The sequence below is a fragment of the Streptomyces parvus genome, from assembly GCF_032121415.1.
Lineage (GTDB): Bacteria > Actinomycetota > Actinomycetes > Streptomycetales > Streptomycetaceae > Streptomyces > Streptomyces globisporus_A.
Window position 1 is genome coordinate 283,239 of record NZ_CP135079.1, and the last position, 25,132, is coordinate 308,370.

General features: G+C 72.2%; 20 protein-coding genes and 2 pseudogenes. 5 read left to right on the forward strand and 17 right to left on the reverse strand.

Annotation, left to right across the window (positions count from 1 at the left end; genetic code table 11):
- Positions 1-54: 54 nt before the first annotated feature.
- The 6 genes from RNL97_RS02215 to RNL97_RS02240 all read right to left on the reverse strand — a co-directional run bounded on the left by RNL97_RS02215 (position 55) and on the right by RNL97_RS02240 (position 6,125).
- Positions 55-1,311: a beta-ketoacyl-[acyl-carrier-protein] synthase family protein gene (locus tag RNL97_RS02215; RefSeq protein WP_313750299.1), complete on the reverse strand. Its 1,257-nt coding sequence runs from the start codon at positions 1,309-1,311 to the stop codon at positions 55-57.
- Positions 1,295-2,329: a beta-ketoacyl-ACP synthase 3 gene (locus RNL97_RS02220; RefSeq protein WP_032766032.1), complete on the reverse strand. Its 1,035-nt coding sequence runs from the start codon at positions 2,327-2,329 to the stop codon at positions 1,295-1,297. Before RNL97_RS02220 ends, RNL97_RS02215 begins: the two co-directional genes overlap by 17 nt.
- 199 nt (positions 2,330-2,528) lie before the next feature.
- On the reverse strand, positions 2,529-3,461 hold the full coding sequence (locus RNL97_RS02225; protein WP_313750300.1) for a carbohydrate kinase family protein: 933 nt from the start codon (positions 3,459-3,461) through the stop codon (positions 2,529-2,531).
- Positions 3,445-4,872 (reverse strand): MFS transporter, encoded by a 1,428-nt coding sequence (locus tag RNL97_RS02230; protein WP_030587097.1) that lies wholly within the window; start codon positions 4,870-4,872, stop codon positions 3,445-3,447. The genes RNL97_RS02225 and RNL97_RS02230 overlap by 17 nt, the downstream gene beginning before the upstream one ends.
- Positions 4,869-5,477, reverse strand: a complete 609-nt coding sequence (locus RNL97_RS02235; protein ID WP_313750301.1) for a helix-turn-helix domain-containing protein — start codon at positions 5,475-5,477, stop codon at positions 4,869-4,871. Before RNL97_RS02235 ends, RNL97_RS02230 begins: the two co-directional genes overlap by 4 nt.
- A gap of 78 nt (positions 5,478-5,555) precedes the next feature.
- Positions 5,556-6,125 carry a PadR family transcriptional regulator gene (locus RNL97_RS02240; RefSeq protein ID WP_030587107.1) on the reverse strand — a complete coding sequence of 190 codons (570 nt, stop codon included), beginning with the start codon at positions 6,123-6,125 and terminating at the stop codon, positions 5,556-5,558.
- A 151-nt stretch (positions 6,126-6,276) separates the two neighbouring features.
- On the opposite strand from RNL97_RS02240, the gene RNL97_RS02245 reads away from it, so the two are divergent.
- A complete protein-coding gene (locus RNL97_RS02245) occupies positions 6,277-6,702 on the forward strand; it encodes a nuclear transport factor 2 family protein (protein WP_030587110.1) in 426 nt (141 codons plus the stop codon).
- Between the two features lie 10 nt (positions 6,703-6,712).
- Here the strand turns inward: RNL97_RS02245 and RNL97_RS02250 are convergent, their stop codons facing one another.
- Positions 6,713-7,585 carry a substrate-binding domain-containing protein gene (locus RNL97_RS02250; RefSeq protein WP_243313111.1) on the reverse strand — a complete coding sequence of 291 codons (873 nt, stop codon included), beginning with the start codon at positions 7,583-7,585 and terminating at the stop codon, positions 6,713-6,715.
- 224 nt (positions 7,586-7,809) lie between these two features.
- Here RNL97_RS02250 and RNL97_RS02255 point away from each other — a divergent pair, with 224 nt between their 5' ends.
- The gene (locus tag RNL97_RS02255) at positions 7,810-8,667 is read left to right on the forward strand and encodes a M12 family metallo-peptidase (RefSeq protein WP_030587116.1); all 858 of its coding nucleotides are present in this window, start codon (positions 7,810-7,812) and stop codon (positions 8,665-8,667) included.
- A 19-nt stretch (positions 8,668-8,686) separates the two neighbouring features.
- Here the strand turns inward: RNL97_RS02255 and RNL97_RS02260 are convergent, their stop codons facing one another.
- The 7 genes and pseudogenes from RNL97_RS02260 to RNL97_RS02290 all read right to left on the reverse strand — a co-directional run bounded on the left by RNL97_RS02260 (position 8,687) and on the right by RNL97_RS02290 (position 19,256).
- Positions 8,687-9,664, reverse strand: a complete 978-nt coding sequence (locus RNL97_RS02260) for a YihY/virulence factor BrkB family protein (protein WP_234313442.1) — start codon at positions 9,662-9,664, stop codon at positions 8,687-8,689.
- Positions 9,665-9,802: 138 nt separating this feature from the next.
- Positions 9,803-10,120: a cupin domain-containing protein gene (locus RNL97_RS02265; protein ID WP_243313115.1), complete on the reverse strand. Its 318-nt coding sequence runs from the start codon at positions 10,118-10,120 to the stop codon at positions 9,803-9,805.
- 83 nt (positions 10,121-10,203) lie between these two features.
- Positions 10,204-11,208: pseudogene (locus RNL97_RS02270) on the reverse strand (LacI family DNA-binding transcriptional regulator); the annotation flags it as partial.
- A 158-nt stretch (positions 11,209-11,366) separates the two neighbouring features.
- Entirely contained in the window at positions 11,367-15,377 is a 4,011-nt protein-coding gene (locus RNL97_RS02275) for a discoidin domain-containing protein (protein WP_243313116.1), read from the reverse strand.
- 215 nt (positions 15,378-15,592) lie between these two features.
- On the reverse strand, positions 15,593-16,783 hold the full coding sequence (locus RNL97_RS02280; RefSeq protein ID WP_030587130.1) for a S8 family peptidase: 1,191 nt from the start codon (positions 16,781-16,783) through the stop codon (positions 15,593-15,595).
- 99 nt (positions 16,784-16,882) lie between these two features.
- Positions 16,883-18,016 carry a type III polyketide synthase gene (locus RNL97_RS02285; RefSeq protein ID WP_267882068.1) on the reverse strand — a complete coding sequence of 378 codons (1,134 nt, stop codon included), beginning with the start codon at positions 18,014-18,016 and terminating at the stop codon, positions 16,883-16,885.
- A 19-nt stretch (positions 18,017-18,035) separates the two neighbouring features.
- Complete coding sequence (locus tag RNL97_RS02290) at positions 18,036-19,256, reverse strand: cytochrome P450 (RefSeq protein ID WP_030587136.1); 1,221 nt, start codon at positions 19,254-19,256, stop codon at positions 18,036-18,038.
- Positions 19,257-19,735: 479 nt separating this feature from the next.
- Here RNL97_RS02290 and RNL97_RS02295 point away from each other — a divergent pair, with 479 nt between their 5' ends.
- Positions 19,736-20,269 (forward strand): EF-hand domain-containing protein, encoded by a 534-nt coding sequence (locus RNL97_RS02295; protein WP_030587139.1) that lies wholly within the window; start codon positions 19,736-19,738, stop codon positions 20,267-20,269.
- 87 nt (positions 20,270-20,356) lie between these two features.
- On the opposite strand, the gene RNL97_RS02300 is transcribed toward RNL97_RS02295, so the two are convergent.
- A complete protein-coding gene (locus tag RNL97_RS02300; protein ID WP_030587142.1) occupies positions 20,357-20,773 on the reverse strand; it encodes an acyl-CoA thioesterase in 417 nt (138 codons plus the stop codon).
- Between the two features lie 200 nt (positions 20,774-20,973).
- Between RNL97_RS02300 and RNL97_RS02305 the strand changes: the two are divergent.
- Positions 20,974-22,676 (forward strand): annotated as a pseudogene (locus tag RNL97_RS02305) (carbohydrate binding domain-containing protein); the annotation flags it as partial.
- 9 nt (positions 22,677-22,685) lie between these two features.
- Entirely contained in the window at positions 22,686-22,949 is a 264-nt protein-coding gene (locus tag RNL97_RS33020; protein ID WP_391738045.1) for a hypothetical protein, read from the forward strand.
- Positions 22,950-22,974: 25 nt separating this feature from the next.
- Here the strand turns inward: RNL97_RS33020 and RNL97_RS02310 are convergent, their stop codons facing one another.
- Positions 22,975-24,039 (reverse strand): aldose epimerase family protein, encoded by a 1,065-nt coding sequence (locus RNL97_RS02310; RefSeq protein WP_030587146.1) that lies wholly within the window; start codon positions 24,037-24,039, stop codon positions 22,975-22,977.
- Between the two features lie 31 nt (positions 24,040-24,070).
- Complete coding sequence (locus RNL97_RS02315) at positions 24,071-25,102, reverse strand: LacI family DNA-binding transcriptional regulator (RefSeq protein ID WP_030587149.1); 1,032 nt, start codon at positions 25,100-25,102, stop codon at positions 24,071-24,073.
- Positions 25,103-25,132: the final 30 nt, after the last annotated feature.

The following is a 25,132-nucleotide window of genomic DNA, read 5'->3' on the forward strand; positions in this document are numbered from 1 at the left end:
TAACGATCAAGGAACGGCGAGGACACCCCCGCCGTCCCGAAATGCCGCCGTATATCAGGCGCGTTGGAAGGCCAGTGCGACGTTGTGGCCGCCGAAGCCGAAGGAGTGGCTCAGGGCCGTCTCGACCCTCCCATGACGGGGTTCCTTCGTCACGCAGTCGAGGGGGAAGGCGTCGGGGAGCGCGTCCAGGTTGGCGATCGGCGGGACGGCGGAACGTTCCAGCGTCAGAACGGTGGCCACCGCTTCGATCGCGCCCGCCGCCGCCAGGGTGTGTCCGGTGACGCCCTTGGGCGCGGTGACCGGCGGCCGGTGCGGGAAGAGCCGGGAGATGAGGGTGGTCTCCATGGCGTCGTTGAGGGGGGTGGAGGTGCCGTGGGCGTTGATGTGGTCGACATCGCCCGGCGCCCAGCCCGCCTGGTCGAGCGCCGCCCGCACCGCCCGCTGCGCGCCCTGTCCGCCGGGGTCCGGGGCGGTGGGGTGGTGGGCGTCGGTGCTGGAGCCGGCCCCGGCGAGCAGGGCACGCGTCCGGCCGCCCCGGGCGCGTACCCCTTCCTCGCGCTCCAGGACGAGCATGGCGGCGCCCTCGCCGATGACGAAGCCGTCCCGGTCGGCGGCGAACGGGCGTGAGGCGGCGGCCGGTTCGCCGCTGCGGGTGGACAGCGCGCCCATCCGGGCGAACGCGGTGACGACCAGCGGGGTCAGCACCGACTCCGCGCCGCCCGCGACCACCACGTCGCAGCTGCCGCCGAGCAGCAGATCGCGGGCGACGGCGACGGCCGTGGCCCCGGAGGCGCAGGCGGTGGCGGGGGCGAGACTCGGGCCGCCCGCCTTCAGCGCGATGGCGACCTCGCCCGCCGCCGCGTTCGGGATCATCATCGGCACGAGGAGCGGGGAGACCGCCTCGGGACCGGAGGCGGCCAGCCTGGCCGCGTTGTCGACGAGTACGGAGACGCCGCCGACGCCCACGCCGAGCACCACACCGACCCGGGTGCCGTCCCACCGGGCCGGGTCCAGGCCGGCGTCGGCGACCGCCTGCCGGGCGGCCACCAGCGCCAGCTTCACGAACCGGGCCATCCGCCACACCGACCGGCCGCCCACCGCCGCGTCCAGGTCGATGCCGTCGACCGGACAGGCGAAGTCGACCGGCAGGCCGGCGAGTTCACCGATCCGCCGGGCGGTGGACCGCCCGGAGCACAAGCCCTCCCAGAAGCTGTGCTCGTCCGCCCCTGCGGGTGTCACGAGGCCGACCCCCGTCACCGCGACGGCGGTGCCGGCTCGGGCCTCGGTGCCCTGATCAGCGGGGAGCGACATGCTGTGTTCCTTCCATAGAGTCCATACACATGGTCTGCGGGGTCCCCGGCCAGCGAAGTGCCGCCGAGCCCCAGGTCAGTCCGCCCCCGAAGGCGGTGAGCAGCACCCGGTCGCCGGGGCGCAGACGCCCCCCGTCCGCCGCGTCGGCCAGGGCCAGGGGGATGGAGGCGGCGCCGGTGTTGCCGACCCGCTCCAGATGCGTCACGCAGCGCTGCGGCGCGATGCCGACCCGCTCGGCGACGGCGCGCAGGATCCGGGCGTTGGCCTGGTGCGGCACGAAGCGGTCGACCTCGGCCGGGTCCCAGCCGACCCGGTCCAGGAGCGTCCGGCAGGAGTGGGTCATCCGCTCCACGGCGTGCTGGTAGACGGTGCCGCCCTGCATCCGGAAGAACCCGTCGGCCAGGCCCGGCGGCTTCCCGCCCGCCCGCGCGCGGGCCCCGCCGCCGGGGACGGTGATCAGGTCGTAGCCCGTACCGTCGCTGCCCAGGTCGAACGCGAGCAGTTCCCCGGGGTCGCCGCGGCGCCCGGCCGCCACCAGTGCGGCGCCCGCCCCGTCACCGAAGACGACGCCCGCCGAACGGTCGGCCGGGTCGAGCCAGGTCGAGTAGACGTCGGCCCCGACGAGCAGGATCCGCCCGTAGAGGCCCGAGGTGACCAGCCCGTGGCAGACGGCGAGTCCGTAGACGAAGCCGCTGCACACCGCGGCGATGTCCAGCGCCGGTACGGTGCCGAGCCCCAGCCGGGCCGCGAGCGCGGGGGCGGTGCCGGGGCAGAGGTGGTCGGGGGTGGCGGTGGCGAGGACCACCGCGTCCACGCCGCCCGCCGCCGGGACGTGGGCCAGCAGCCGGGAGGCCGCCTCGAAGGCGAGGTCGCCGGTGGCGACGCCCGGTCCGGCACGGTGCCGGCTGCCGATGCCCGTGCGGCGGCGGACCCAGGCGTCGTCCACGCCCCAGTCGGCGGGGAGCCGCTCATTGCCGACCGGCTCCCCCGGCACCCACCCCGCCACGCCCTGCAGCACCGCCGTGCGCGCCCCGGCCGCTAAGCCGGCCGACCGCGTCCCCGGCTCCGTCCCGCTGTCGGCCGCCCGTCTCCTCGCCACCCGTCGCCCCGATGCCACCCGTCGCCCCGATCCCGTTGTCGTACTGCATCGGGTTGACGAACGGCGGAACGCCTCACGAGGGTGCGTTCGACTGCGCCGAACGGGTCATGACGTGGCGTCAGTTGGCACCGAGCGCCTGGCGCAGCTCGTCCGGCCCCGGCGGATTGGCCCCGGCCCGGGAGACGGTCACGGCGGCGGAGGCGACCGCGTGGCGCAGGACGTCCGCGACGGTGTCCCGGTCCACGGCGTGCAGCCGGTCCCTGGCGTCCGGGCCCAGGAGCCCGTGCGCGGCGAGGGCGTGGAGGGCCCCCGACATGAAGGCGTCGCCCGCGCCGACGGTGTCGGCTACCTCGACCGCCGGGGCCCCGATGGTGATCCGGCCGCCGGGGAAGAGGGCGAACGCGCCCGCCCCGCCCCGGGTGACGAGGACGAGCGCGGGGCCGGCGGCGAGCCATCGCTCGGCGATCCGCTCCGGCTCCTCGCCCGGGTGCAGCCACCGCAGATCCTCGTCGCTGGCCTTGACCACGTCGCTCAACTCCACACAGCGCTCGACGCGGTCCACGGCCCGGCCGCGCTCGCCCATCAACTCGGGCCGCACGTTGGGGTCGTAGCTGACGGTGGCGGCCGCCCGCAGCGACTCGAGCGCGGCCAGGACCGTCGCCGCGCCGGGCTCGACGACAGCCGCGATGGAGCCGGTGTGCACATGCCCCGGCGCCCGGTCGAGCGGAACCGGGCCCAGGGTCCAGCCGATGTCGAAGGCGTACGTGGCGTGCCCCTGGGCGTCCAGGGTGACCACGGCCGAGGGGGTCGGCCCGGCGGCGCCGTCGGTGCGGACCTCGACCCCGGCGGCGGCCAGATGGTCCCGGATGAGCAGCCCGTGGCCGTCGGCGCCCAACTGGGTGAGCAGAGTGGCGTGATGGCCGAGCCGGGACAGTCCGTACGCGACGTTCGCGGGGCTGCCGCCCGGGTGGACCCGGTCGGCCCGGTCCGGCAGCCGGACGATGTCGGCGACGCATTCGCCGATGACCAGCGGCTCAAGTCGGTCGAGCATGGGGGTGGGCCTCCTGGGGTGCGGTGTCGAGGGGTGGTCCGGCGGGAACGGGGGCGACGACCGGGCTCCGGGCCGCGCCCGGGGTGGCCGGAGCGTTCGCCGGGGCGGCACGCCGGACCCAGAGCAGCGCGCCGGCCAGCACGGCCGTGGCGGCCAGCAGCCAGGGCAGCGGGCCCGGGGGCAGGGCGCCCGCGCCCAGTCCGGCGCCGGCGGCGACCAGTTGCAGGGAGAGCGACTGGACGGAGAGGGCGGTGGCGCGGCCGGAGGCGTCGACGCGGCGGTGCAGCAGATCGTTCTCGTTGGGGCCCGCGGCTCCGAGGCCCAGGTAGACGAGTCCGTAGCCGGTGACGGCGACCGTCGTGGCGAGAGGGCTCGTCGTGTGCGTGGTGAGGCCGAGCAGGGCCAGCCCCAGCGTCACCAGCCCGAGGCTCGCGAGTACCGCGCGCTCGCCGCTGCCGGTGAAGCGGGCGACGAGCGGGGCGAGCTGGCTGCCGAGGGCGGAGGCCAGGAACCCGGCGCAGGCGAGCCCGGCGAAGACCAGGGCCCCGGATTCGGCGGCGCCCATGAGGGCGGCGGCCCGGCCGGGGGTGAGGAGTTCGACGGCGGCGAGGGCGGCCCCGGCGGCGCTCGCGGTGAGCAGGACGCGCCGGATCAGGGCGTCCCGGGCGCCGAGCCGGAGCCCGGCGGCGACGGCGGCGGGCACACCGCCCACGACCCGGCGCAGGGTGGTCCGGGGCCGGGTCGGTTCGGGCAGGGCGCTCAGCACGTAGAGCACGAAGACGCCTTCGACCAGCGCACCGAGCAGGGCGGGGACGGAGAGCGGGATGACCAGGCCGCCGGTCGCGCCGGCCAGCCACTCCCCCACTCCGGGGGCGAAGCCGAGCAGCCAGGGCAGCCCGCCGCCGAGCAGGGTGCCGAGCGCGAGGGCGGCCGAGGTGGCGGAGCTGCCGCGCGCCAGGCCCGTACGGAGATCGGCGTCGGGTCCGGCGTGGGCGTGGACGGTGTCGACGTACCAGGCCTCGGCGGGCCCGCTGGACAGGGCGCGGGCGAAGCCCATCAGGCCCATGCCGAGCGCGATGGCCCAGCCCGCCGCGCCGAGGCCGATGAGCGTGAAGGCGGTGAGGTTGAGCAGTCCGGCGATGGCCAGGACGGGGCGCCGCCCGATGACGTCGGAGAGGCCGCCGGTGGGCAGCTCCATCGCGGCGGCGGTGAGGGAGTGGACGGCGTAGAAGCCGGCGATGGCGGCGAGGCCCATGCCGCGTTCGGTGAAGAGGAGCACGCCCGTGGCGATGGACATGCCGATGGGGAGCCAGAAGAGGAAGGAGACCGTGACGTAGCGGCGGCGCGCGGTCGTGCCGTCCAGGCCGCCGTGGCCCGGGGAGACGGAGGCGGGGGCCGGCGCGCGGGTCATGAGCCGTCTCCGGCAGCCGTGGCCTCCGGGGCCAGCGGGAGCCCGGCGGTGAACAGCACGACCTGTTCGGCGCGGGGGTCCTCGGCGTCACGGGCGGTCAGCTCGGCCGTCTTCGCTCGGAGCACCTCCCACAGCTCGGCGAGGGACTCCGGGGTCAGCCGGGGCATCAGGTCGCTGACGCCCGACGGTTCCTGCCACTCCTCACTCAGCCGGCCGCTGGCCAGGTCCGCCTCGTGGCGGTCCAGGGACTGCTGGAGGTGCTCGACCTGGCGGCGGCGCAGGACGCTGAGGATCACGCTGCCGCCGGGGCTGCGGTGCATCGCCTCATTGCTCCACGAGGTGACGTCGTGCAGGGATTTCCAGCGGCGTTCCCGGCTGTCGCGGTGGTCGGCCTCGGCGACGAACGCGTACTTGGCGAGCACGCGCAGGTGGTAGCTGGTGGAGGCCGAGGACTCCCCCGTCCTGACCGCGAGCTCGCTGGCGGTGGCCGGGCCGTGCTGCCGCAGCAGTCCGAGCAGGGTGAGGCGCAGGGGGTGGGTGAGGGCCTTGAGAGCGGCCCCGTCCTGTACCGGATCGAGTACGCGACCTCTGTCTTCGCTGTCCATGGCAGCAGCGTAGGACGACAGGGGCACTTTCCCAAAGAGTTTTTGCAGAATATCTTTGGGAAAGGTGGGGACCGGATGTCAGCCCTCCTCCCCGGCCGCTCGCCGCGCCCGCAGCACCTCGATCACGTCCCGGCACCAGTCGCGGTTGGCCCGTTCGAAGTCCCGCCCGCGGCGGCAGGTGAGATACGGGCCGACGCGAGCCCCGCGGAGCAGGAACTCCGCCTCGTCCAGGCCGCCGCGCATCCTGCGCAACTGCTCCTCGAACAGCGCGGCCTTGGCCTCGGCGAAGGCGTACCGCTCGGTGAGCCGCTCGATCAGTACGCCGGTGCCGAGATGGTCGGCCGCCTGGACCTGGACCAGCAGGTCCTCCCGCAGGAACGCGGGCTTGGCAGCGGTGGACGCGAAGCTCTCCAGCTCGGCCAGCCCCTCCCGGGTGACGCGGAACAGCCGCTTGTTGGGACGCCCCTCCTGGACGACCTCGCGCCCGGCGACCAGACCCTCCTTCTCCAGCCTGGCCAGCTCCGCGTAGACCTGCTGCGGCAGGGCGTGCCAGAAGTTCGCGACACCCGCCGCGAACGCCTTCGTCACCTGATAGCCGCTCAGCTCCTCGTCGAGCAGCGCCGCCAGCACCGCATGGCGCAACGCCATCGGACCGCCTCCCTCTCAGCCGGGCCGGAGCAGATCCCCGTCCACCCCTGTCCGGAACGCCGGCCCTCATGATAGTCATGAAAATGACTAGTCACTTTCATGACTATGCGGCGCTCCTCAGCAAGGGCGCGCGCCTCATCGAGGAGGACACATGACCACCGCAGTGGACCGCTTCCGCACCGCCGTCGACAACCGCGACCTCGGCGCCCTGGACGATCTGTTCACCGAGGACATCCGGCTCTACAGCCCGGTGAAATTCACCCCGTTCGAGGGCCGGCCGGCGGTACTGGGGCTGTTCGGCGTCCTGCTGCGCACCTTCGAGGACTTCCGGTACGTCGGCGAGTTCGCGGGCGCCTCGCAGACGAGCGCCGACGGGAGCGAGGCCCCGTCGGCGGTCCTGCTCTTCAGGGCGACGGTCGCGGGCAAGGAGATCCACGGCATCGACCTGGTGCACCTGGACGAGGACGGACGCATCAAGGAGTTCACCGTGATGGTCCGACCCGCCTCCGCCGTCCAGGCGCTGGGCGAGGCGGTGCTCGCCGGACTGGTCGCCGACGGTCTCGCCCCCGCCCCGTAGAACCCGGGACTCAGCTCGCCCGCGCCGCCTCCAGGGCGTCCGCGACCAGGCCCAGGAAGCGGGCGTGGTCGCGGGGCCCGTAGAGGGGCTCGGGGTTCCAGGGGACGACGGGCGTCGGCGTGCCCTCACTCCCCCGCAGCTCTTCCAGGGGCGCGGCGTGTGCGCGGATGTCGGTCAGGATCACTTCGGGGCGCAGCGCGAAGGTGTCGGCGCGGTCGAGCGTGGACCAGTTGGCCCCCGGCCCCTCGGCGGGCTCCACGAGCCGGACGCCCAGTTCGGTGAGGACCCGCAGCTCGGGCCACATCCTGGGGCGTGCGACATGGGCCTGGTCCGGGCCGGCCGGGGAGAGGGCGAGCACCCGGGGCGCGTCGGCGGATGTGGCGGCGACGACGGTGCGCAGCCGCTCCCGGGCGGCGTCGAGGTCCTGGTCGGCGTCCGGTCGCCCGGGGGCACCGAGCGAGCGGGCCAGTTCGGCGAACCGGTCGCCGATCTCGCCGAACGTACGGGCCTGGCTGACGTCGAGGACGACCACCGGGACCCGCTCCTCCAGGGGCTTGGCCGTCTCGGGGGCCAACCCGTAGACATGGCCGCCGCCGTAGCTGACGGCCACCACGAGGTCCGGCTCGGCACTAAGCAGCCGCTCGACGTCCAGGGCGCTGCCCGCACCCACGTACGCGACGTCGGTGAGCGGCAGGCTCCCGGTCTTCGCCGTGTCGGGGCCGGGTCCGTCGTGGTCGGAGCCGAAGATCGCCACCGGCCGGATCCCGAGGTCCCACAGGGTCGCCCCGGCCTGGACGTAGGCCAGCACCCGTCCGGGCGGCAGGGGCGCCGTCGACTGCTGACCCCGGTCGTCGGAGAACCGCCATTCGCTCTGGTCCGTCACGTCACACACGCCCCTCTGCCGCCGACTGCCGTTCCACTCGTACGAGTTCGCACACGTGTACCTGCCCACCTCCTCATCGCCACACCCCTCTGGGCGTCGAATAGACGGCCCGCCGGCGGGGGCGGGCACAACAGGCGCGTGAAGTCACCGAGTGTTAGAAGTAAGTCACTCCCAGTTATCGGGCGGCGTCCCTGCCGGCCCCTTCCGGACGGAGTCGACTCCCCATGCGCGCGAACCTTGTGAAGGCAGTCCTGGCCGTCGGCATCGGCGCTTCGCTCTGCGCGGCTTCGGCGGACACGCCGGCCGCCGCCACGACGACCGCCACGGCACGCACGGTGACGGAAACGACGAGGGCGGCGCCCTGTCCCGTGGTCGACGTACTGGTCCTCTACACACCGAAGGCCGCGCGGCAGGTGGGCGGCGAGCACCGGGTGCCCGCCTCGGCCCAGCGGATCGCGACCCGGATGAACCGGTCCCTGGCGGGTGGCGGACTCTGCGGGATCATCCGCGTCGTCCACCCGCACACCGTGACCGGTTACCAGGGGCCGGAGGAGTTCCGTTCCGCGCACGCACTCCTCAAGGACCACACTTCGGCGGGGGTCGGACGCCATGCGCACGAACAGCGGGCGCGGTACGGAGCCGATCTGGTCACGCTGATCGTGGACCGGCCGGAGCGGGGCGGCGGCACGGCGGACTACACGCCCGCCCTGGACAGCTCCACGGACGAGTACGCCTACGCGGTCGTCGACGTGGACGGGATCGGCCTGGATTCGGCGAGCCACGAGATCGGCCACAACCTCGGCCTCGCCCACGACCGTACGACGCTGGCGGGCAACCCGGACGGATCGATGAGCGTGAGCCGGAACCGCCCGTACAACACCGGGTGGGTCACCGAGGACGGCAAGCGCTACACGATCATGGCGTACCGCTCCGCGTGCGGGGGCCACTGCCGCCGTATCAGCCGGTTCTCCAGCGCGACGGGGACGTGGCGGGGCCACCGGCTGGGCGACGCGGAGAACGACGGCGTACGGGTGCTGCGCGAGACCATGCCGATCGTCGCCGGGTACCGCACCAGGAGCTGAGCCGAGGGAGGCGCCCGGCTCAGCCCGCGGCCGGGACGGGCCCGTCCGCGTCCCCGCCGGACGCGTCCCCGTGCACGTCGGCCTCCTTCGCGCCCGTGCCGGGTTCCCAGCGCGGTTCGGGCCGCCGCAGCTCGACGTTGAACTGGGCTCCGGCCAGCAGTGAGAGGTTGGCGAACCAGACCCAGATCAGGAAGACGACGAGCCCGGCGAGCGATCCGTACAGCCTGCTGTAGCTGCCGACCTGGGTCGCGTAGAGGGCGAACAGCGCCGATGCGGTGAGCCAGCAGACCGCGGCGAGTACCCCGCCGGGCAGGCCCCGGCGGACGCCCCGCGCGGAGCGGGGGCCGGTGCTGAAGAGGACCATGATCAGGCAGGCGACGAGGAAGACCAGCAGCGGCCACTTCAGCGCCGCCCACAGGGTTTCCCCCTCGTGCGGCAGGCCGATGCGACGGCCGAGCCAGCGGGCCAGCGGGCCGGTCATGACGAGGGCGAAGGCACTGGTCATCAGGAGGAGGAGCAGGCCGATCGCCGAGACGGCGATGATGTGCGCCTGGCGCAGGGGCGGGCGGTTGTCCCGGACGCCGTGCATCGCGTGCATCGCCCGGCGGAAGACCGCGAGATAGCTGCACGCGGACCAGACGGCGCTCACGGACCCGGTCGCGACGAGCAGCCAGACGGCGGAGCGCTGCTCGGTGGCCGCCTCCAACGGCCTGCGCAGCGCCTCCCCGGACTCTGCGGGCGCGAACGCCGTGATGTCGGAGATCAGGGCGCTGGTCGCGTCGGGGTTGGCGAGGCCGATCACGGACACGGTGACCAGGAGCGCCGGGAGCAGGGCGAGGATGGCGTAGTACGTCAGGGCGGCGGCCCAGTCGGTGATGTCGTCGTTCCACAGCGAGACCGGGGTACGGCGCAGAGCGGTGAGCCAGGGGCGGGGCGGTGCGGCGTGCCCGTCGGTGGGGGCGGTGCTGTCCGCGGCGGACGCGATCTGGGTGGGCAAGCTGGCACTCCGGGGACGTGGGTGGCTGCGGCGACCGGGGTGACCTGCCCGTTCCCGGGCGTGCCGACCCCACTCGATCCTCTCCTGCCACGTCGCGGCCGGGGCACACCTGGGGGTGTGCCGACAGCCGGCGGCCGGTCAGTCGTTGACGGCGGTGAGCAGCACCACGGCGTCGCTGAGCGCCAGCAGCCCGTGCCGTTCCTGCGGGATCGGGTGCAGGGTCCCGGCAGGCAGTTCCGTGTCGCCGGACGCCGCGGTGAGGCGGACGCCGCCGCGCAGGACGAGGAGCGAGGCGGCGGGCGGCGCGTTGTGCTCGTCGAGCGCGGTCCCCTCGGTGAGGGCGATCACCGTCTGCCGCAAGGGGGGCTCCTGGAGCACGAGGTGGGCGCTGCGGCCGTGCGCGGAGGCGCGGGCGGCGGTCAGATGTTCCTCGGCGAGTGCGTTGAGGTCGTCCATGTGCCCCACTGTGCCGCAGCCGCACGCGCCCCGCGATCCTGGCGGGCCCCGACGGCGGCGGATGGACCGGCGGTCCGGACTCGCCGGGGCGCCTGCGCCGTGGAGCCCCGGACCACCAGCTCCGGCTCGAACAGCAGCTCGTCCGGCGGGAGCGATCCTCCCTGGATGCCCGCGCAGAGCAGTTCCACGGCGGCCCGGCCCATGGCCTCGATGGGCTGGCGGATGGTGGTGAGCGGGGGTTCGGTGCAGTTCATGAACGCCGAGTCGTCGTAGCCGACGACGGAGATGTCGGACGGGACGCCGAGGCCGCGCCTGCGGGCGGCGCGGACGGCGCCGAGCGCCAGGGGATCGCTGGCGCAGACGATGCCGGTGACGCCCCGCTCCAGCAGCCGGGAGGCCGCCGCCTGGCCGCCCTCCAGGGAGAACATCGAGCGCTCGACGTGCGCCTCGGCCAGCTCACCGCCGGTGGCCGACGCGACGGAGCGGGCCGCGGCGAGTTTGCGGCGGGAGGGCACATGGTCGGAGGGGCCCATCACGACACCGATGCGCTCGTGGCCGAGGGAGGCCAGATGGCGCCAGGCCCGCTCGATCGCGACGGCGTCGTCGCAGGAGACGCAGGGGAAGTCCAGCCCCTCTATGGGGGCGTTGATCAGCACGACGGGGATACGGCGCTCGGCGAGCCGGTGGTAGTGCTCGTGGGCCTCGTCGGCCTGGGCGAACAGCCCGCCGGCGAAGACCACCCCGGAGACCTGCTGCTGGAGCAGGAGGTCCACGTAGTCCGCCTCGGACACCCCGCCCTTGGTCTGGGTGCAGAGGACGGGGGTCAGCCCCTGCTGGGCGAGGGCGCCGCCGATCACCTCGGCGAAGGCGGGGAAGATCGGGTTCTGCAGTTCGGGCAGGACGAGGCCGACGAGCCGGGCGCGCTCGCCCCGCAGTCGGGTGGGGCGCTCGTAGCCGAGGACGTCCAGGGCCGTCAGCACGGACTGCCGGGTGGTCCGGGACACCCCGGGCTTGCCGTTGAGCACCCGGCTCACCGTGGCTTCACTGACCCCGACCTTCTTGGCCACCTGAGCAAGTCGTCGCGTCATGCCGCAAGGTTAACGCAATCAGCGCAAACAATTGACTTATCAACGCAAGTGATGCACGCAGAGGAGGCGCTTCCCAGCCATCGGGAAGCACCCCCCTTGCGATCACTCCGCGCCGTCTCTCCGCGCCGTCTCTCCGCGGGAGGACGAGCCCTCCCGGGTCACGGGTTGATATTGATCTTGAACCCGGGTGCGGTGTTCCTGATGTCCTGGGCGTTGTCGCTGAACTTCAGTCCGTTGAAGGTGACTTCACCGACGGCCGGGCCCTGCCCGGCCTCCGGCATCTCGTTGGCCCACAGCCCGAAGCCGGACTTGGCGTCGAACGCGTCACCGCTCTTGCGCGCCCCTGAGACGGAGATGTCGCTGAGCACGGTGTCCTTGATCGGGAACTGGGGCTGTCCGCCGACGTAGTTCGTCTGGAACATGATCCCGCTGTAGGTGGGGTCGACGATGTCCACGTTGTCGATGCGGATGCCCTGGAAGACCTTCGACGCCGAGAACAGCCAGATGCCGGGGAAGGTCTGCGATCCCCAGAAGTGCCCGCCCGCGCGCACGATCGAGACGTTCTCGATCGTCGTCGGTTCGCTGCCGAATCCGTTCATCGGGTAGCCGAAGTCCAGCGAGCTGACCGTGATACCGGAGTACACCAGGGTGTCGGCGATGTGGATGTTGCGGAACGTGTTGTCGTACCCGCCGTAGACGGCGATGCCCGCCGCACGCCAGGTGAGAATCGAGGTCAGGTTCTCGTAGACGTTGTTCTTCATGTCCGCTCCCCCGGCGTCGATCGCCGAGAAGAGCGCGAAGCTGTCGTCACCGGTGGCCCGCGCCTCGTTGTTGGTCACGAGGTTGTCGGTGGACCCGTTGGTCATGTTGACGCCGTCGGCGAACATGTTGCGGATCCGGGAGTTCTTGATGGTGATGCGGTCGGTGTTCGCGCCCCAGTAGAGGCACACCATGTGCTCGTTCCAGATGTTGTCGATCACGACGTCCGAGACGTTCGAGAAGTCGAAGACCTTGCCCGGCCCGTCGATCCGTGACGTGTAGTTGCCGAAGTACGCGAAGTTCGCGAACGACGACCCCTTGGCGCCGGCCTCGGCCCGGAAGCCGACGTCCGTGTTGTCCTGCGTCGCCGGGGCGTTGAAGCGGGTGTACCAGGGTCCGGCCCCGACGACCTTCACGGCCTTGCCGTAGACCTGGAACTTGCTCGCCGTCCTGTACTCCCCCGCCGGGAGGTAGACGCCCACCAGGGTGCCGGTAGTGTCCATGCGGACCTTGTCCAGGGCGTTCTGGACGTCCTGGTGGGTGAAGCCGGCCGGCACCGTGTACGTGGCGGGGTTCGGGTTGGCGACCGGGGCGACCTGCTCCAGGTTGATGAAGTCGATCGCGTACGTGGAGGTGTTGGCGCTGTCCTTCTGGAGCCGGATCTTCGACCCCGCCGGGACGGTCCTGCCCAGCATCACGTTCGCCTCGTCGTAGATGTGACGGGGCGCCCCGGAGCCCGGGGAGTTGCCGGGAGCGGTCTCGTTCCCGTACAGCCAGGCGTACTTCGAGGTGAGGTCGATCGCCTTGAGGAAGACGCCGTCGACGTAGACGTTCAGCGTGGAGTCGATGCCGCCGCCGCCCGGGGCGTCGGGGACGGAGAACCGGGTGACCAGGGTGTTGGTGGAGGCCCGGGTGGTGAACTCGACGTAGTCGCCGGTGTTGTCAAGGGTGACGGCCTTGCGGCCGGATGCCTCGCCCGCGATGTCGCCGACGGTCCGGTTCGGGCCGACGACCCGGGCGCCGCCGCCGGTCGTGCCGTCCTCCGCCTCGTACATGTCGTAGGGCATGCTCGCGCCGCGTCCGATGAAGAGGGCCTGGGTGGAGGTGTTGTTCCCGCGCTTGACCGGGAGTTCGTTGGCGTCGGCCGCGATCACGGTCCGTACGGAGTAGGAGCCGTTGGCGGCGGTCCAGGTGCCCAGCGGGACCGGTGCGGTGGTGGTGCCCGCCGCGATGGCCCCGTTGTGGGCCCCGGTAAGGGTCTTCACCGTGGCGCCCTTGCTGTCGACGAGGGCCAGCGTGATGCCGTGCGCACCGCTCGCCGAGGCCACCGTGCCCTGGTTCTTGAGGGCGACGGAGAAGGCCACCGTGTCGCCGGCGGAGGCGGCCGACGGCGTGGTGGTGACCGCGGCGGCCACGAGGTCGGAGCTGGAGACCGGCTTCACGACCAGCGGGGAGGCGCTGGTGTACGTGTTGTCGGTCTCGTTCTGCTCGATGACCTCACCCGCCGGGTCGGCGACCGCGCTCAACTCGTAACTCCCCGCGTTCCGCGCCCCGACGGAGGCGGTCACCTGGGTGGAGGCGCTCGACGCCAGGGCGCCGACCGAGGCGGTGGCGACCTTGGTGGAGCCGAGCCGGAGCTCGACCTTGCTCGCCGGGGCGGCGAGCGCTCCGGCGTTGCGGACGGTCGCGGTCAGGGTGATCTCGTCCGTCTCCACCGGGGCGGCGGGGGCGGCGCTGACACCGGTGACCTGGAGATCGGGGTTGGCCGCCGGGGCGCCCAGGACCTGGAATTCGGCGACCTGGCCGGCGCCGGAGCCGCTGTTGGCGGTGAACTTCAGCCGGACGTCCGCGACGCGGGCGGAGACCGGGATGAACACCGCGTTGCCGGACGCGGGGCTGAAGGCGTAATCCTTGGCGGCGGAGAGGGAGTTGAAGGAGGAGGAGCTCTGCTCCCGGCCGAGCACCTCGATGCGCTGCGTGCGCGGTCCCCAACTGCTGTCGGGGTTGAGCTTGACGACGACGCTCTCGGTATCGGCGTTGGAACCGAGCTTCACGGTGAGCGTGTTGGGGTAACTGCCGAACGCACCCTCCCAGTAGGTGGAGGTGCTGTTGTCGTTGGCGTTCTCGGCGACGTAGGTGTGGACCACGGAGGAGGCAGTGATCGGCTTGTTCACGGCGAGGTTGGACGCGGAACCGCTCTGCCCGTCGCGGGTGACGGTGTTGCTGTTGGCCGAGACGTTGCCCGCCGCGTCCTTGGCGCGGACGAAGTAGCTGACGCTCCGGCCGGCCGGACGGGTGTCGGTGTACGTGGTGACGTCACCGGCCACGCCGGTGAGCAGCGTGTCGTTCGCGTAGACGTCGTAGCCCGTGACGCCCTTGTCGTCCGTCGACGCCTTCCAGGTCAGCCGGATCTGGCCGGTGGCGGGCTCGGTGAGGGCGAGGTTCGTCGGCGCGGTCGGGGCCTGCGTGTCGCCCGTGGTGGGCCCGTAGATCTCCAGTTCGGCCACCTGGGCGGCCTGTGCACCGGAGTTGGCGGTGAACAGGACACGGACGTGGCGCGCCGTCGTGGCGTCGAAGCTGATCGTCGCCGACTGTCCGCCCGCCGCGTCGAAGCGGTAGGCCTTGGAGGCGGTGAGGTCGGTGAAGTCCGAGCCGTTGGCGCTGCTCTGGAGCTTCAGGGTCTGACTGCGCGCCGCCCACCCGTCGGGCAGTCGCAGCACCACCCGGTCCACGCCCAGCGACGCGCCCAGGTCCGCCTGGATCCACTGCGGGAACTGGTCGTCACGGCTCGCCCAGTGGCTGTCGCGGTTGCCGTCGTTGGCGTTGGCCGGGGTCTGTGAGTCGTTGCTGCTACTGGCGGTGAGGGGCTTGCCCGCGGCGAGGTCGGCCGAGGAGTCCTGGGCGCCCCGGACCTCCAGCTCGGAGAGCTGGGCGGCCGGCCAGCCGGTGTTGGCGGTGATGTTGACGCGTACGAAGCGGGTCAGGGTGGCCGGGAACGCGATGGTGACCTCGTTGGCGGCTCCGGGGGCGAAGGTGTACGTCGCGGAGTTCTTCAGGGTCGCGAAGCTGGTGCCGTCCGCGCTGCCCTGGAGGGACAGCGTCTGGGTGCGGGTCTCCCAGCCCGCCGGAAGAGTCAGCTTCACCTCGTCGACCCGGGTGCCGGCGCCCAGGTCGGTCTGGACCCACTGGGGCAGTCCGCCTCCGGCGCTCTCCCAGTACGTCGACCGGTTGCCGTCGGTGATGTTGGCCGCGCCGTACTCGGCGTGGGCGCTGCTCGCCGCCGCGGCCCGGCCTGCGGCGAGGTTGGGGCCGTCGGCCGCCGCAGCGGCGAGCGACGGTATGCCGATCATCAGAAGACTGGTCGTGACGACGGCGGATATCGCCCGCCACCTCCAGCGTTGGGCTCTCATAGCTCCCCGATCTTCGGCCTCGGCGCAGGGCGCGCCGAGGGCGCGGCTCTGTGACCGCAGCCAGGGAACACGGATTTCTGCATACGCTGCGGCCTGTTTTGCGTCGTGCCGTCAGAGAATTGCAGAGAAATGAGAGGCCGTCCACCGTTCCGACAACAGCCGGACGGGCAGTCCGGCCCCGTCGCGGGAGACCGGACAGCCCGTCCGACGGTTCGTCAGAGGCCGCCGGTGTACAGCAGGCGGTCGGGCGAGCCCTGGCCGAGGCCGGAGAGCACGTCGGGGGTGGCCGTGTCGTTGAGCCACCGCGCGACGGCGGCGGGCGAGGCGGAGGGGTTCTCCTGCTTGTAGAGCGCGGCGACGCCCGCGACGTGCGGGCTGGCCATGGAGGTGCCGTTCAGCGAGACGGTGCCGCCGCCGAGCCGGGCGGAGACGATGTCCGCCCCGGGGGCGTACAGCGCGAGGCAGGAGCCCCAGTTGCTGAAGGAGGTCTCCCCGTCCTGCCGGTCGCTCGCGCCGACCGCGACCACGCCGTCGGCGGCGGCCGGCGAGACGTCGCAGGCGTCCCGGTCGTCGTTCCCGGCGGCCACGACGGGCAGCACGCCCGCGTCGCCGACGGCCTCGACCGCCGCGTCGACCGCGCTGGAGCGGGCGCCGCCGAGCGAGGCGTTCAGCACACCGGGGGTCTTGGTGCGCTCGGCGTCCTTGGCGACCCAGTCGAGCCCGGCGAGGATGCCGGCCCAGGTGCCCCTGCCCTCGCAGTTCAGGACGCGTACGTTCACCAGCGAGGCGTCCTCGGCGACGCCTGAGGTCGCACCGCCCGCGGTGCCGGCGACATGGGTGCCGTGTCCGTTGCAGTCCATGCCGTCGCGGCCGTCGCCGACGGCGTCGTATCCCTTCACGACCCGGCCGCCGAACTCGCTGTGCGCGGCGTCGATCCCGGTGTCGACGACGTACACCTTCACACCGTCGCCGGTGGCCGTGGTGGTGAAGGTGTCGTCCAGCGGCAGGGCGCGCTGGTCGATGCGGTCGGTGCCCCAGCCGGCCGCGGGGGCCCGGAAGAGGCTTCCCGCCCTGGGCGCCTCCACGGCCACCTCGGCGTTCTCCTCGACGGCGAGGATGCCGGGAACGGTGCGTACGGCTTCGAGTTCGGAGGCGGTGAGCGTGGCGGCGAAGCCGTGCAGGACGTTTCCGTAACGGAACATGGGGCTGAGCCCGAGCTCCCGCAGGACGGTGTCCGGCGAGAGTTCGGGCTTCAGGGTGACGATGTACTGTCCGGGTACGGCCCGGGTGGACTGCTCCACCACGACCCCTTCCGGTCCGCTGTCGGCCGAGGCCGGGGCAGGGATGGCGATCATCGGGGCGATCAGCGGCAGGACGGCCGTGGCCCAGCGGGCGGGCAGGCGCATGCATTCTCCTCGGGAGGGGGATCCGTTCGCGGAGCGAGTGCATCCGCGAAGCGCGAACATCCGTTCCTTCGTCCCCGCCCGCCGGTCGCCTTAGCCGGTTCAGCCGGACAGCGCAACGCCGGCGGTCAGCTCCAGTTCGTCGAAGCCGGCTCCGACGGACGGGCGGAGGCCGTCGCGGGTCCAGCGGCCCACGGCCGTCTCGGCGGTGATGCCGGGTCCGAAGCCGGCGATGAGTCCCTGCGCGGACTCGGCGGCCCCGCCGTCGTCGAAGAGCCTGGCCAGCGCGTCGAAGACGACGGAGCTGGCGATGTTGCCGCGTTCGGTGAGGGTGGCACGGCTGTAGCGGAACATCTCCGGCGGCAGCTTCAGGAAGTGGCAGAGGTCGTCCAGGATGCGCGGCCCGCCCGCGTGGACGATGAAGAAGTCCATGTCCGGGACGGACCAGCCGTGCAGGTCGACCAGGTTCTGGAGGACCGGGGCGAGCATCTCCATGGTGCCGGGGACGCGCTTGTCCAGCAGGAAGTGGAATCCGGTGTCGCGGACCGCGTAGGAGATCCAGTCCTCGGTGTCGGGCACCAGGTGCGAGCCGTTGCGCTCCAGCCGCATACCGGTGCCGCCCTGTCCCCGGACGACGGCGGCGGAGAGCGCGTCCCCGAAGAGCCCGTTGGAGAGCAGCGAGCCGACGCCGATGTCGGTGGGCTGGTAGCACAGCGAGCAGAACTCGCAGGAGACGATGAGGACGTTGGCCTCGGGGTAGGCCACACAGAAGTCGTGCGCGCGGTTGATGGCCGCGCCGCCCGCCGCACAGCCGAGCTGGGCGATGGGCAGTTGGCGGGTCTCGGGCCTGAAGCCCATGGTGTTGATGAGCCACGCGGTCAATGAGGGCATCATGAAGCCCGTGCAGGAGACGTAGACGATCAGGTCGATCTCGGACGGGTCGGTCTCGGCGTGGGCGAGGGCCTGCCGGACGACGTCGGGCACCCGCCTCTTCGCCTCGGTCTCGTACACCCGGTTGCGGAGCTCGAAGCCGGGGTGCTTCAGGGTCTCCTCGATGGGCTGCACGAGGTGCCGGGTCTGGACGCCGGTGTTCCGGATGAGCCGCAGGACGAGCTCGCGCTGCGGGTGCCCGGCGTGGGTCTCGCGGGCCAGGTCCAGGGTCTGCTGCATCGTGATGACGTGCTCGGGCACAGCGATGGCGGGTCTGCACAGGGTCGCCATGGGTTCTCCTCGTATCTCGGAGCGGAGGCTCTCGTCACCAGGTGACGGGCAGAGCGAGCGGGTAGCGCCAGATGGACGTCGTGTTCCACTCGATGTCCTCGGGCGGCACGTCCAGACGCAGGGCCGGGAAGCGGGTCAGCAGGGTGGAGAAGGCCACTTCCAGCTCCATGGTGGCGAGCGGCGCGCCCAGGCAGTGGTGGGCGCCCCAGCCGAACGTCATATGGGGGATGGACGGGCGGTCGGGGTCCAGCTCGTCGGGGCGGTCGAACTTGGCGGCGTCCCGGTTGGCCGTCAGATAGGACACGTGGACCACGTCCCCGGCCTTGATGAGGACACCGGCGAGCTCCACGTCCTCCAGGGCGATGCGCGGGATGCCGACGCCCTTGCGGAAGGGGATGTGGCGCAGCAGCTCCTCCAGCGTGCGGGGCAGCCGCGCCGGTTCGGCCTGGAGGGAGTGGAGGAGTTCCGGGCGGGTGAGCAGGGTGTAGGCGATGTTGCCGAGCTGGTAGGTGGTGGTGTCCTGGCCGGTGATGAGCAGGACCATCGCCATGACGGCCAGTTCGTCGTCGTCCAGCAGTTCGGCGCCGTCCCGCGCGGTGGCCAGGGTGCTGATGAGGTCCTCGCCCGGGGAGCGGCGCCGGTCGGCGGTCAGCTCCTGGAAGTAGCCGCGCAGTTCCGCCTTGGCGCGTACGGCGTCCTGCTTGCCGGCGGCCCCGACGTTCATCATGGTCATGGCGTGGGCGCGGAGCCAGGGGCGGTCGGCCTCGGGGATGTCGAGCGCCTCGCAGATGGTGATCAGCGGCAGCGGCGAGGAGACCCGGGCGACGAAGTCGGCCGGTGCGCCCTCCTCGGCCATCTCGTCCAGCAGCCGGTCGACGACGCGCTGGGTCCCGCCCCGCATCTGCTCGACGCGGCGCGGGGTGAAGCTCTTGGCTACCAGGCTGCGGAGCCGGCTGCTGGCGGGCGGGTCCATGAGGTTGATGGACTCGGCCTGGACGATCGGCTCCGGGGTCATCCGGGGGAAGTCACGGCCGAGGACGGCGCTGCGGCTGAACCGCCGGTCGGTGGTGACCGTCCGGACGTCCTCGTAGCGGGTGACCAGCCAGGCCTCGCCCTCGCCGTACGCCATCCGGATACGGGACACCGGCTCCTCGGTCAGCAACTGCCTGAGCTGGGGGTCGAACTCGAGCTGCTGTGCGTAGTCGAACGGGCAGGTCCGTACGGTTTCCTTGTGTCGCACCGAGGTGTTCTCCACCGAGGTTCTCCCAATGACCGCTTCGAGGAAGGGGGGCGTGCCGGAGCGGGACCCGGCACCAGACCTCCCCTCTGTCCCCCGTCACCCTCCGAAACATGCAGTCACGCTGCGCAGTCAGCCGATCAGAGGGGCGCACGCCCCGGCGCTCGGCGCCGGGCGTCTTGCAGGTGGGCAGAGCGGCGTCGTCCTTCTCGTTCCAGCGGAGAAGATCACCTGGTGCGGAACCGCTCGCGGCGGGCGGGGCGCATCCGGCCGGGGCAGGGCGTTTCGTTCGGCTCACACCCGGGGGGCGTGCGGGGTCCGTGAGCGCCCTCCGTCTGCCTCGACTCGACGTTTACGCGAGAGGGGGTACGTCCTTCAGGTGAAGGGATCACCGCTTTCGCCGTGTACACCGCCGCCCGGCCGGAGAGTGGGTGGGCCGGCCCGGCAACCGGGCCGTGGCCGGCGGAACGTGACGTGCGGAGAAGGGTGACGGATTCATGGGCACTGAGGCCACCAGGCGGGTCGCGCTCGTTTTCTCCCTGTTCGACGCCAATGCCAACGGCGTCCTGGAGCAGGACGACTTCGATCTCATGGCCGAGCGGGTCGTCCGAGAGGCGCACGCGTCGGACCGGGCGGCGAAGGACGCGATGCGCGCGGCGTTCAGGCGGTACTGGACGACCCTGCTGACCGAGCTGGACGCCGACGGGAACGGCGAGATCAGCTTCGAGGAGTTCACGGCGTGCGTGCTGTCGCCGGAACGGTTCGACGCCACCATCGCCGTGTTCGCCGAGGCGCTGGCAGCCCTGGGCGACCCGGACGGCGACGGGCTGATCGAGCGCCCCCTGTTCATGGCGCTGATGCGGGCCATCGGGTTCGAGCCCGAGAACGTCGACGCGCTCTTCGACGCCTTCGAGCCGACGGACGGTGACCGGATCCGGGTGGAGACATGGGTCGCCGGGATCAAGGACTACTACGCCCCGGGCAAGGCCGGCATCCCCGGGGACCACCTGGTCGTCGGCACCGCGGTCTGAACGTCCGCCTCCGGGAGGGATGAGGGAGGCGGACGCCCCGCACTCCCGGGGGCTCGGGCGTCCCGTCGCGGCCCGCCCGTCAGCAGGTCAGCCCGTCAGCAGGTCCGGGTTGCCCGCCAGCGCGGCCAGGCGGCCCTGCGGGTCCGGGACGAGGCGGCGTTCGGTCAGGTCGAGGACGCCGGCCACTCCGGTGATCTCCGCGGCCACCGTGCCGTCCTCCTTGAGGATCTGCTGCTCCAGGGTGAAGGTCTTGCCCGTGCCGTAGGCGAACCGGCAGGTGACCCGTACGCGCTCGCCGCCGCGCAGCTCGCGGCGGTACTTGACCGTCACCTCCAGTTGCACCGGGCCGACTCCGTCGGCCAGCAGCTTCTCCTGGGGCAGTCCGGCGGCGCGCAGCAGTTCCCAGCGGGCGTGCTCCGCGTACTGGAGGTAGACGGCCTGGTTCAGGTGGCCCTGGGTGTCGAGTTCGTAGCCGCGCACGGTCACGTCAACGGAGAAGGTCATGACCGTGCGAACGCCTGGGCCCGGCCGTCCATTCCGGGGCCGGACCCGCGTGCCGGATCCCTTTACGCACCTGTCATGCACCGGTAACTTCCTCCCCCGCAAGGGATTGCAGCAACATTCCGGCAGAGCTTGCCGCCGGATCGTGTTCACTCACCGAACCCCGAGGCGCGTCAGGGTTCTCCCCTCCCCTGGAGACACGTATGAGACGCACTCCTCACCGGCTGCTGCGCGGTCCGCTCGCGGCTGCCGTGGCAGCGGCCGGGCTGCTGGGACTCCTCACCGCCGTACCGCAAGCGCGTCCCGCCCCGACGAGCGAACCCGTCGCCTCCTCCTCCGCCGCCGAGACCACGGCGACCGTCTTCTACTCCGCGAAGACCCGCGACTGGTCGGCCTACTACCTGCACTACTCCCCCGACGGCGGCTCCTGGACCAACGTCCCCGGCACCCGGATGGAGGCCGCCTGCGCCGGCTGGGCCAAGTTGACGGTCCCGCTCGGGGGGCGGGCGGACTGAGAGCGGCCTTCACCAACGGCTCGGGCACCTGGGACAACAACGCGGGCAGGAACTACGACCTCGGCACCGGGAACATCACGGTCCAGGAGGGGACCGTGGCGCACAGCGACCCCTGCGCGGGTGGGGGCCCTGAGGAGGCCGACGGCCCGAACACGGCCTCCGTCTACTACGCGACCTCAACCGTCGGCTGGTCCACCGTCAATCTCCACTACCGCCCCCACGGGGGAGCGTGGACGGCCGTCCCCGGCATCGGCATGGAAGCCGCCTGTACGGGCTGGGTGAAGCGTACGGTCGACCTCGCGACCGCCACCGGCCTCCAGGCCGCGTTCAACAACGGCAACGGGGTCTGGGACAACGACAACGGCGGCGACTACACCTTGGCGGCCGGGCTCACCACGGTGAAGGACCGCAGGGTGACGGCCTCGGCGAAGGACCCGTGTACTGCCGAGGAACCGGACACCGAGGCGCCGTCCGCACCCACCGCGGTGAAGGCCGCCGCCGACGGGGTGGCCGTCGTGGTCACATGGGAGCCCGCCACGGACGACCGGAGCGTGACGAAGTATCAGGTCACCAGGGCCGGTGGGACGAAGGGCACGGTGGTCACCGACACCGCCTCGACCGTCCTCTCCGACACGGGGCTTGAGTCCGGCACCGCCTACCGCTACACCGTCCGGGCCGTCGACGCCGCCGGGAACGTGTCGGCCGAGTCCGTCCCGGCCTCCGTCACCACCGGTGAGAAGCCCACCGCCCCGGCCACCGGCACACCGCTGGGCACCGACCCCCGGAAGGACCCGATCTACTTCGTGCTCACCGCCCGCTTCGACGACGGTGACTCCACGAACAACCGGGGCGGCAGCCAGCACGAGAAGTCCGGCAACGCCGCCGACGACGACCTCCGGGATGAACATCATCGACATGCGGATGCACATGAACTTCGGTGACGCTGACAACGCGTTCCACAACGGCAAGGACTCCGACGACGCGACCAACGACCCCACGTACAACGGCGTCTACGTCGACAGCCACGGCTACGGCCCCAACAAGAGCAGCGAGCGCTACACCGGCGGTACGGACGCCTGGGCCGAGAACATGTCGCTGATGTGGACCTTCCGGGGCATCCCGACGCTCTACTACGGCTCCGAGATCGAGTTCCAGAAGGGGATGAAGATCGACTGCGGCCCGACGTGTCCGCTGGCGACGACCGGGCGGGCCCATTTCGGGGACCACCTGGCCGGTGACGTGACGGCCTCGGACTTCGGCAAGGTCTCCTCCGCCACCGGCAAGGTCGCCGACACCCTGGCCGCCCCGCTCGCCCGCCACCTCCAGCGGCTCAACGAGATCCGACCGGCCGTGCCCGCGCCCAGATGGGCCAGTACTCCACGGAGGGCATCAGTGGCTCCATGGCGTACAAGCGCCGCTACACCGACGCGGCGACCGGCACGGACAGCTTCGCGCTGGTGACGGTATCCGGGAGCGCCACCTACACCGGCATCCCGAACGGCACGTACAAGGACGCCGTCACGGGCGGCACCGAGGAGTTCACCACGGGCATCCTCACGGTCCCGGCCCCCGGCAAGGGCAATCTGCGCGTGTACGTCCTGGACCTCGGCGGAAGGAACGCCGCGCCGGGGAAGATCGGCGCGGCGGGGCCGTACCTGAAGTAGCCGGCCCGGCCGCCCGGATGCGCGCCTACCGGGCCCGCAGGTGCGGGAAGCGCCATTCGGTGCGGCTGTGCAGGACGGTTCCGGGGCGCAGCACCGTGCTCGGGTGGCCGGGGCGGTTGGGTGAGTCCGGGAGGTGCTGGGTCTCCAGGCAGAGGGAGCCGTGGCGCTGGTGGCGGCGGCCGGTGCCGTCGGTGAACGCGCCGTCGAGCTGGTTGGCGGTGTAGACCTGGAGGCCCGGTTCGGTGGTCCACAGCTCCAGGGTGCGCCGGTCGCCGGGGGCAGAGAGGCGGGCGGCGCGGCGCAGGGTGCCGGGGGCCGCGGGGCGCAGGATCCAGCAGTGGTCGTAGCCGCCGGCCTGGTCCAGTTGGGTGTCCGGGTGGTCGAGGCGTTCGCCGATGCGGTGGGGGGTGGTGAGGTCGAAGGGGGTGCCGGCCACCGGGGCGGGCGGGCCTTCGGGGATGGAGCCGGCGTCGACGGGGAGGTAGGCGTCGGCGTCGACCTGGAGGGTGTGGCCGAGGATGTCGTCGTCGCCGAGGTTGAGGTAGGAGTGGTTGGTGAGGTTGACGACGGTGGGCCGGTCGGTGGCGGCCGTGTAGTCGACGGCGAGGGTGCCGGTGGTGTCCAGGGTGTAGGTGGCGGTGACGTCGAGCGCTCCGGGGAAGCCCATGTCGCCGTCGGGGCTGTGCAGGGTGAGCCTGAGGACGGCGGCGGTGCCGGTGCGGTGCCCGGTGGCCTCCCAGATCTTGGTGTGGAAGCCGTCGGGGCCGCCGTGCAGGGCGTGGCCGCGGTCGTTGGCGGGGATGTGGTGCGGGGTGCCGTCGAGGGTGAAGCGGCCGTGGGCGATGCGGTTGGCGTACCGGCCGACGATCGCCCCGAAGTACGGGTTCTTGTCGGCGTAGTCGTCGAGCGCGGGCAGCGAGCGGACGACGGGGCCGGGTTCGCCCGCGGTGTCCGGCACGGTGAGGCTGTGCAGGACACCGCCGTAGGTGAGGATCTCGGCCCGGACGCCGGTGCCGGAGTCGAGGGTCCAGAGGTCGGTCTCGCTCTGCCCGTGGGCGCGGCCGAACGGTTTGCGGTGCACGGTGGGCATGAGGAGTTCCTTGGGGGTGCGGAAGGGGCCGCTAGCGGGCCGGACCGGAGGCGTCGCGCGGCGTGGTGGATTCGCGGGCGACGAGGCGGTAGCCGGGGCGGGGCCGTCGGGGTTCGGCTACCGGGGTGCCGGCGAGGCGTTCGACGAGGCTGTCGACGGCGAGCCGGGCGATGGCCGCCTTGTCCGGCGCGATGGTGGTGAGGGTGGTGGCCCCGTACCGGCTCTCCTCGATGTCGTCGAAGCCGACGACGGCGATGTCCTCCGGGATGGTGAGGCCGCGTTCGGTGATGGTGCGCATGGCCCCGATCGCGATCAGGTCGTTGTACGCGAACACGGCGTCGGGGCGTTCGCCCCGGTCGAGGAGGGAGGCCATCGCGGCGGCCCCGTCCTCGCGGCCGTAGCCGTCGGTGACGACGATCAGGGACTCGTCGGGGGTGATGCCGGAGGCGGCCAGCTCCTCGCGCCAGCCGCGCAGCCGGAGGTGGGCGGGCTGGCGCTCCCGGCCGGTGCGGGAGCCAAGGAAGGCGATACGCCGGTGGCCCAGCGCGATGAGGTGGGCGACGGCCTCGCGGGCGGCGGCCACGTTGTCGATGGCGATGTGGTCGTACGGGGCCTCGTACTCGCGTTCGCCGAGCAGCACCAGCGGCGCGGTCTCGGTGCGGGCCATCAGGTCCTCGGTCTCCAGGTGGATGGGGCTGAGGATGAGCCCGTCGATGACATGGGAGCGGAACCCCTGGCAGACCAGCAGCTCCTTCTCGCGCTGGCCCGCCGTGTGGTCGACCAGGACGGTGTAGTCGTGCCGGGCCGCCGCGTCGACGACCTCACCCGCCAGCTCCGCGAAGTACGGGTTGCCGAACTCGGGGACGGCCAGCGCGATGATGCCCGTGCGGCCCTTGCGCAGATGGCGGGCGGTGAGGTTCGGCCGGTAGCCGAGCTCGTCGATCGCCTGCTGCACCTTGGCCCGCATCTTCGGGGTGACGTGCTGGTAGTTGTTGACCACGTTCGACACGGTCTTGATGGACACGCCCGCCCGTTGAGCTACGTCCTTGAGGCTGACGCCCACGGCACTCCTTGTACTTGGTTCGACTCGGCC

Excerpts from the sequence above, each read along its gene's own strand:
- RNL97_RS02215 (WP_313750299.1), bottom strand. The coding sequence starts at position 1,311 with ATGTCGCTCCCCGCTGATCAGGGCACCGAGGCCCGAGCCGGCACCGCC.
- RNL97_RS02300 (WP_030587142.1), bottom strand. The coding sequence starts at position 20,773 with ATGACCTTCTCCGTTGACGTGACCGTGCGCGGCTACGAACTCGACACC.
- RNL97_RS02235 (WP_313750301.1), bottom strand. The coding sequence starts at position 5,477 with ATGGACAGCGAAGACAGAGGTCGCGTACTCGATCCGGTACAGGACGGG.
- RNL97_RS02265 (WP_243313115.1), bottom strand. The coding sequence starts at position 10,120 with ATGGACGACCTCAACGCACTCGCCGAGGAACATCTGACCGCCGCCCGC.
- RNL97_RS02280 (WP_030587130.1), bottom strand. The coding sequence starts at position 16,783 with ATGCGCCTGCCCGCCCGCTGGGCCACGGCCGTCCTGCCGCTGATCGCC.
- RNL97_RS02295 (WP_030587139.1), top strand. The coding sequence starts at position 19,736 with ATGGGCACTGAGGCCACCAGGCGGGTCGCGCTCGTTTTCTCCCTGTTC.
- RNL97_RS02275 (WP_243313116.1), bottom strand. The coding sequence starts at position 15,377 with ATGAGAGCCCAACGCTGGAGGTGGCGGGCGATATCCGCCGTCGTCACG.
- RNL97_RS02255 (WP_030587116.1), top strand. The coding sequence starts at position 7,810 with ATGCGCGCGAACCTTGTGAAGGCAGTCCTGGCCGTCGGCATCGGCGCT.
- RNL97_RS02225 (WP_313750300.1), bottom strand. The coding sequence starts at position 3,461 with ATGCTCGACCGACTTGAGCCGCTGGTCATCGGCGAATGCGTCGCCGAC.
- RNL97_RS33020 (WP_391738045.1), top strand. The coding sequence starts at position 22,686 with ATGGCGTACAAGCGCCGCTACACCGACGCGGCGACCGGCACGGACAGC.
- RNL97_RS02240 (WP_030587107.1), bottom strand. The coding sequence starts at position 6,125 with ATGGCGTTGCGCCATGCGGTGCTGGCGGCGCTGCTCGACGAGGAGCTG.
- RNL97_RS02245 (WP_030587110.1), top strand. The coding sequence starts at position 6,277 with ATGACCACCGCAGTGGACCGCTTCCGCACCGCCGTCGACAACCGCGAC.
- RNL97_RS02310 (WP_030587146.1), bottom strand. The coding sequence starts at position 24,039 with ATGCCCACCGTGCACCGCAAACCGTTCGGCCGCGCCCACGGGCAGAGC.
- RNL97_RS02230 (WP_030587097.1), bottom strand. The coding sequence starts at position 4,872 with ATGACCCGCGCGCCGGCCCCCGCCTCCGTCTCCCCGGGCCACGGCGGC.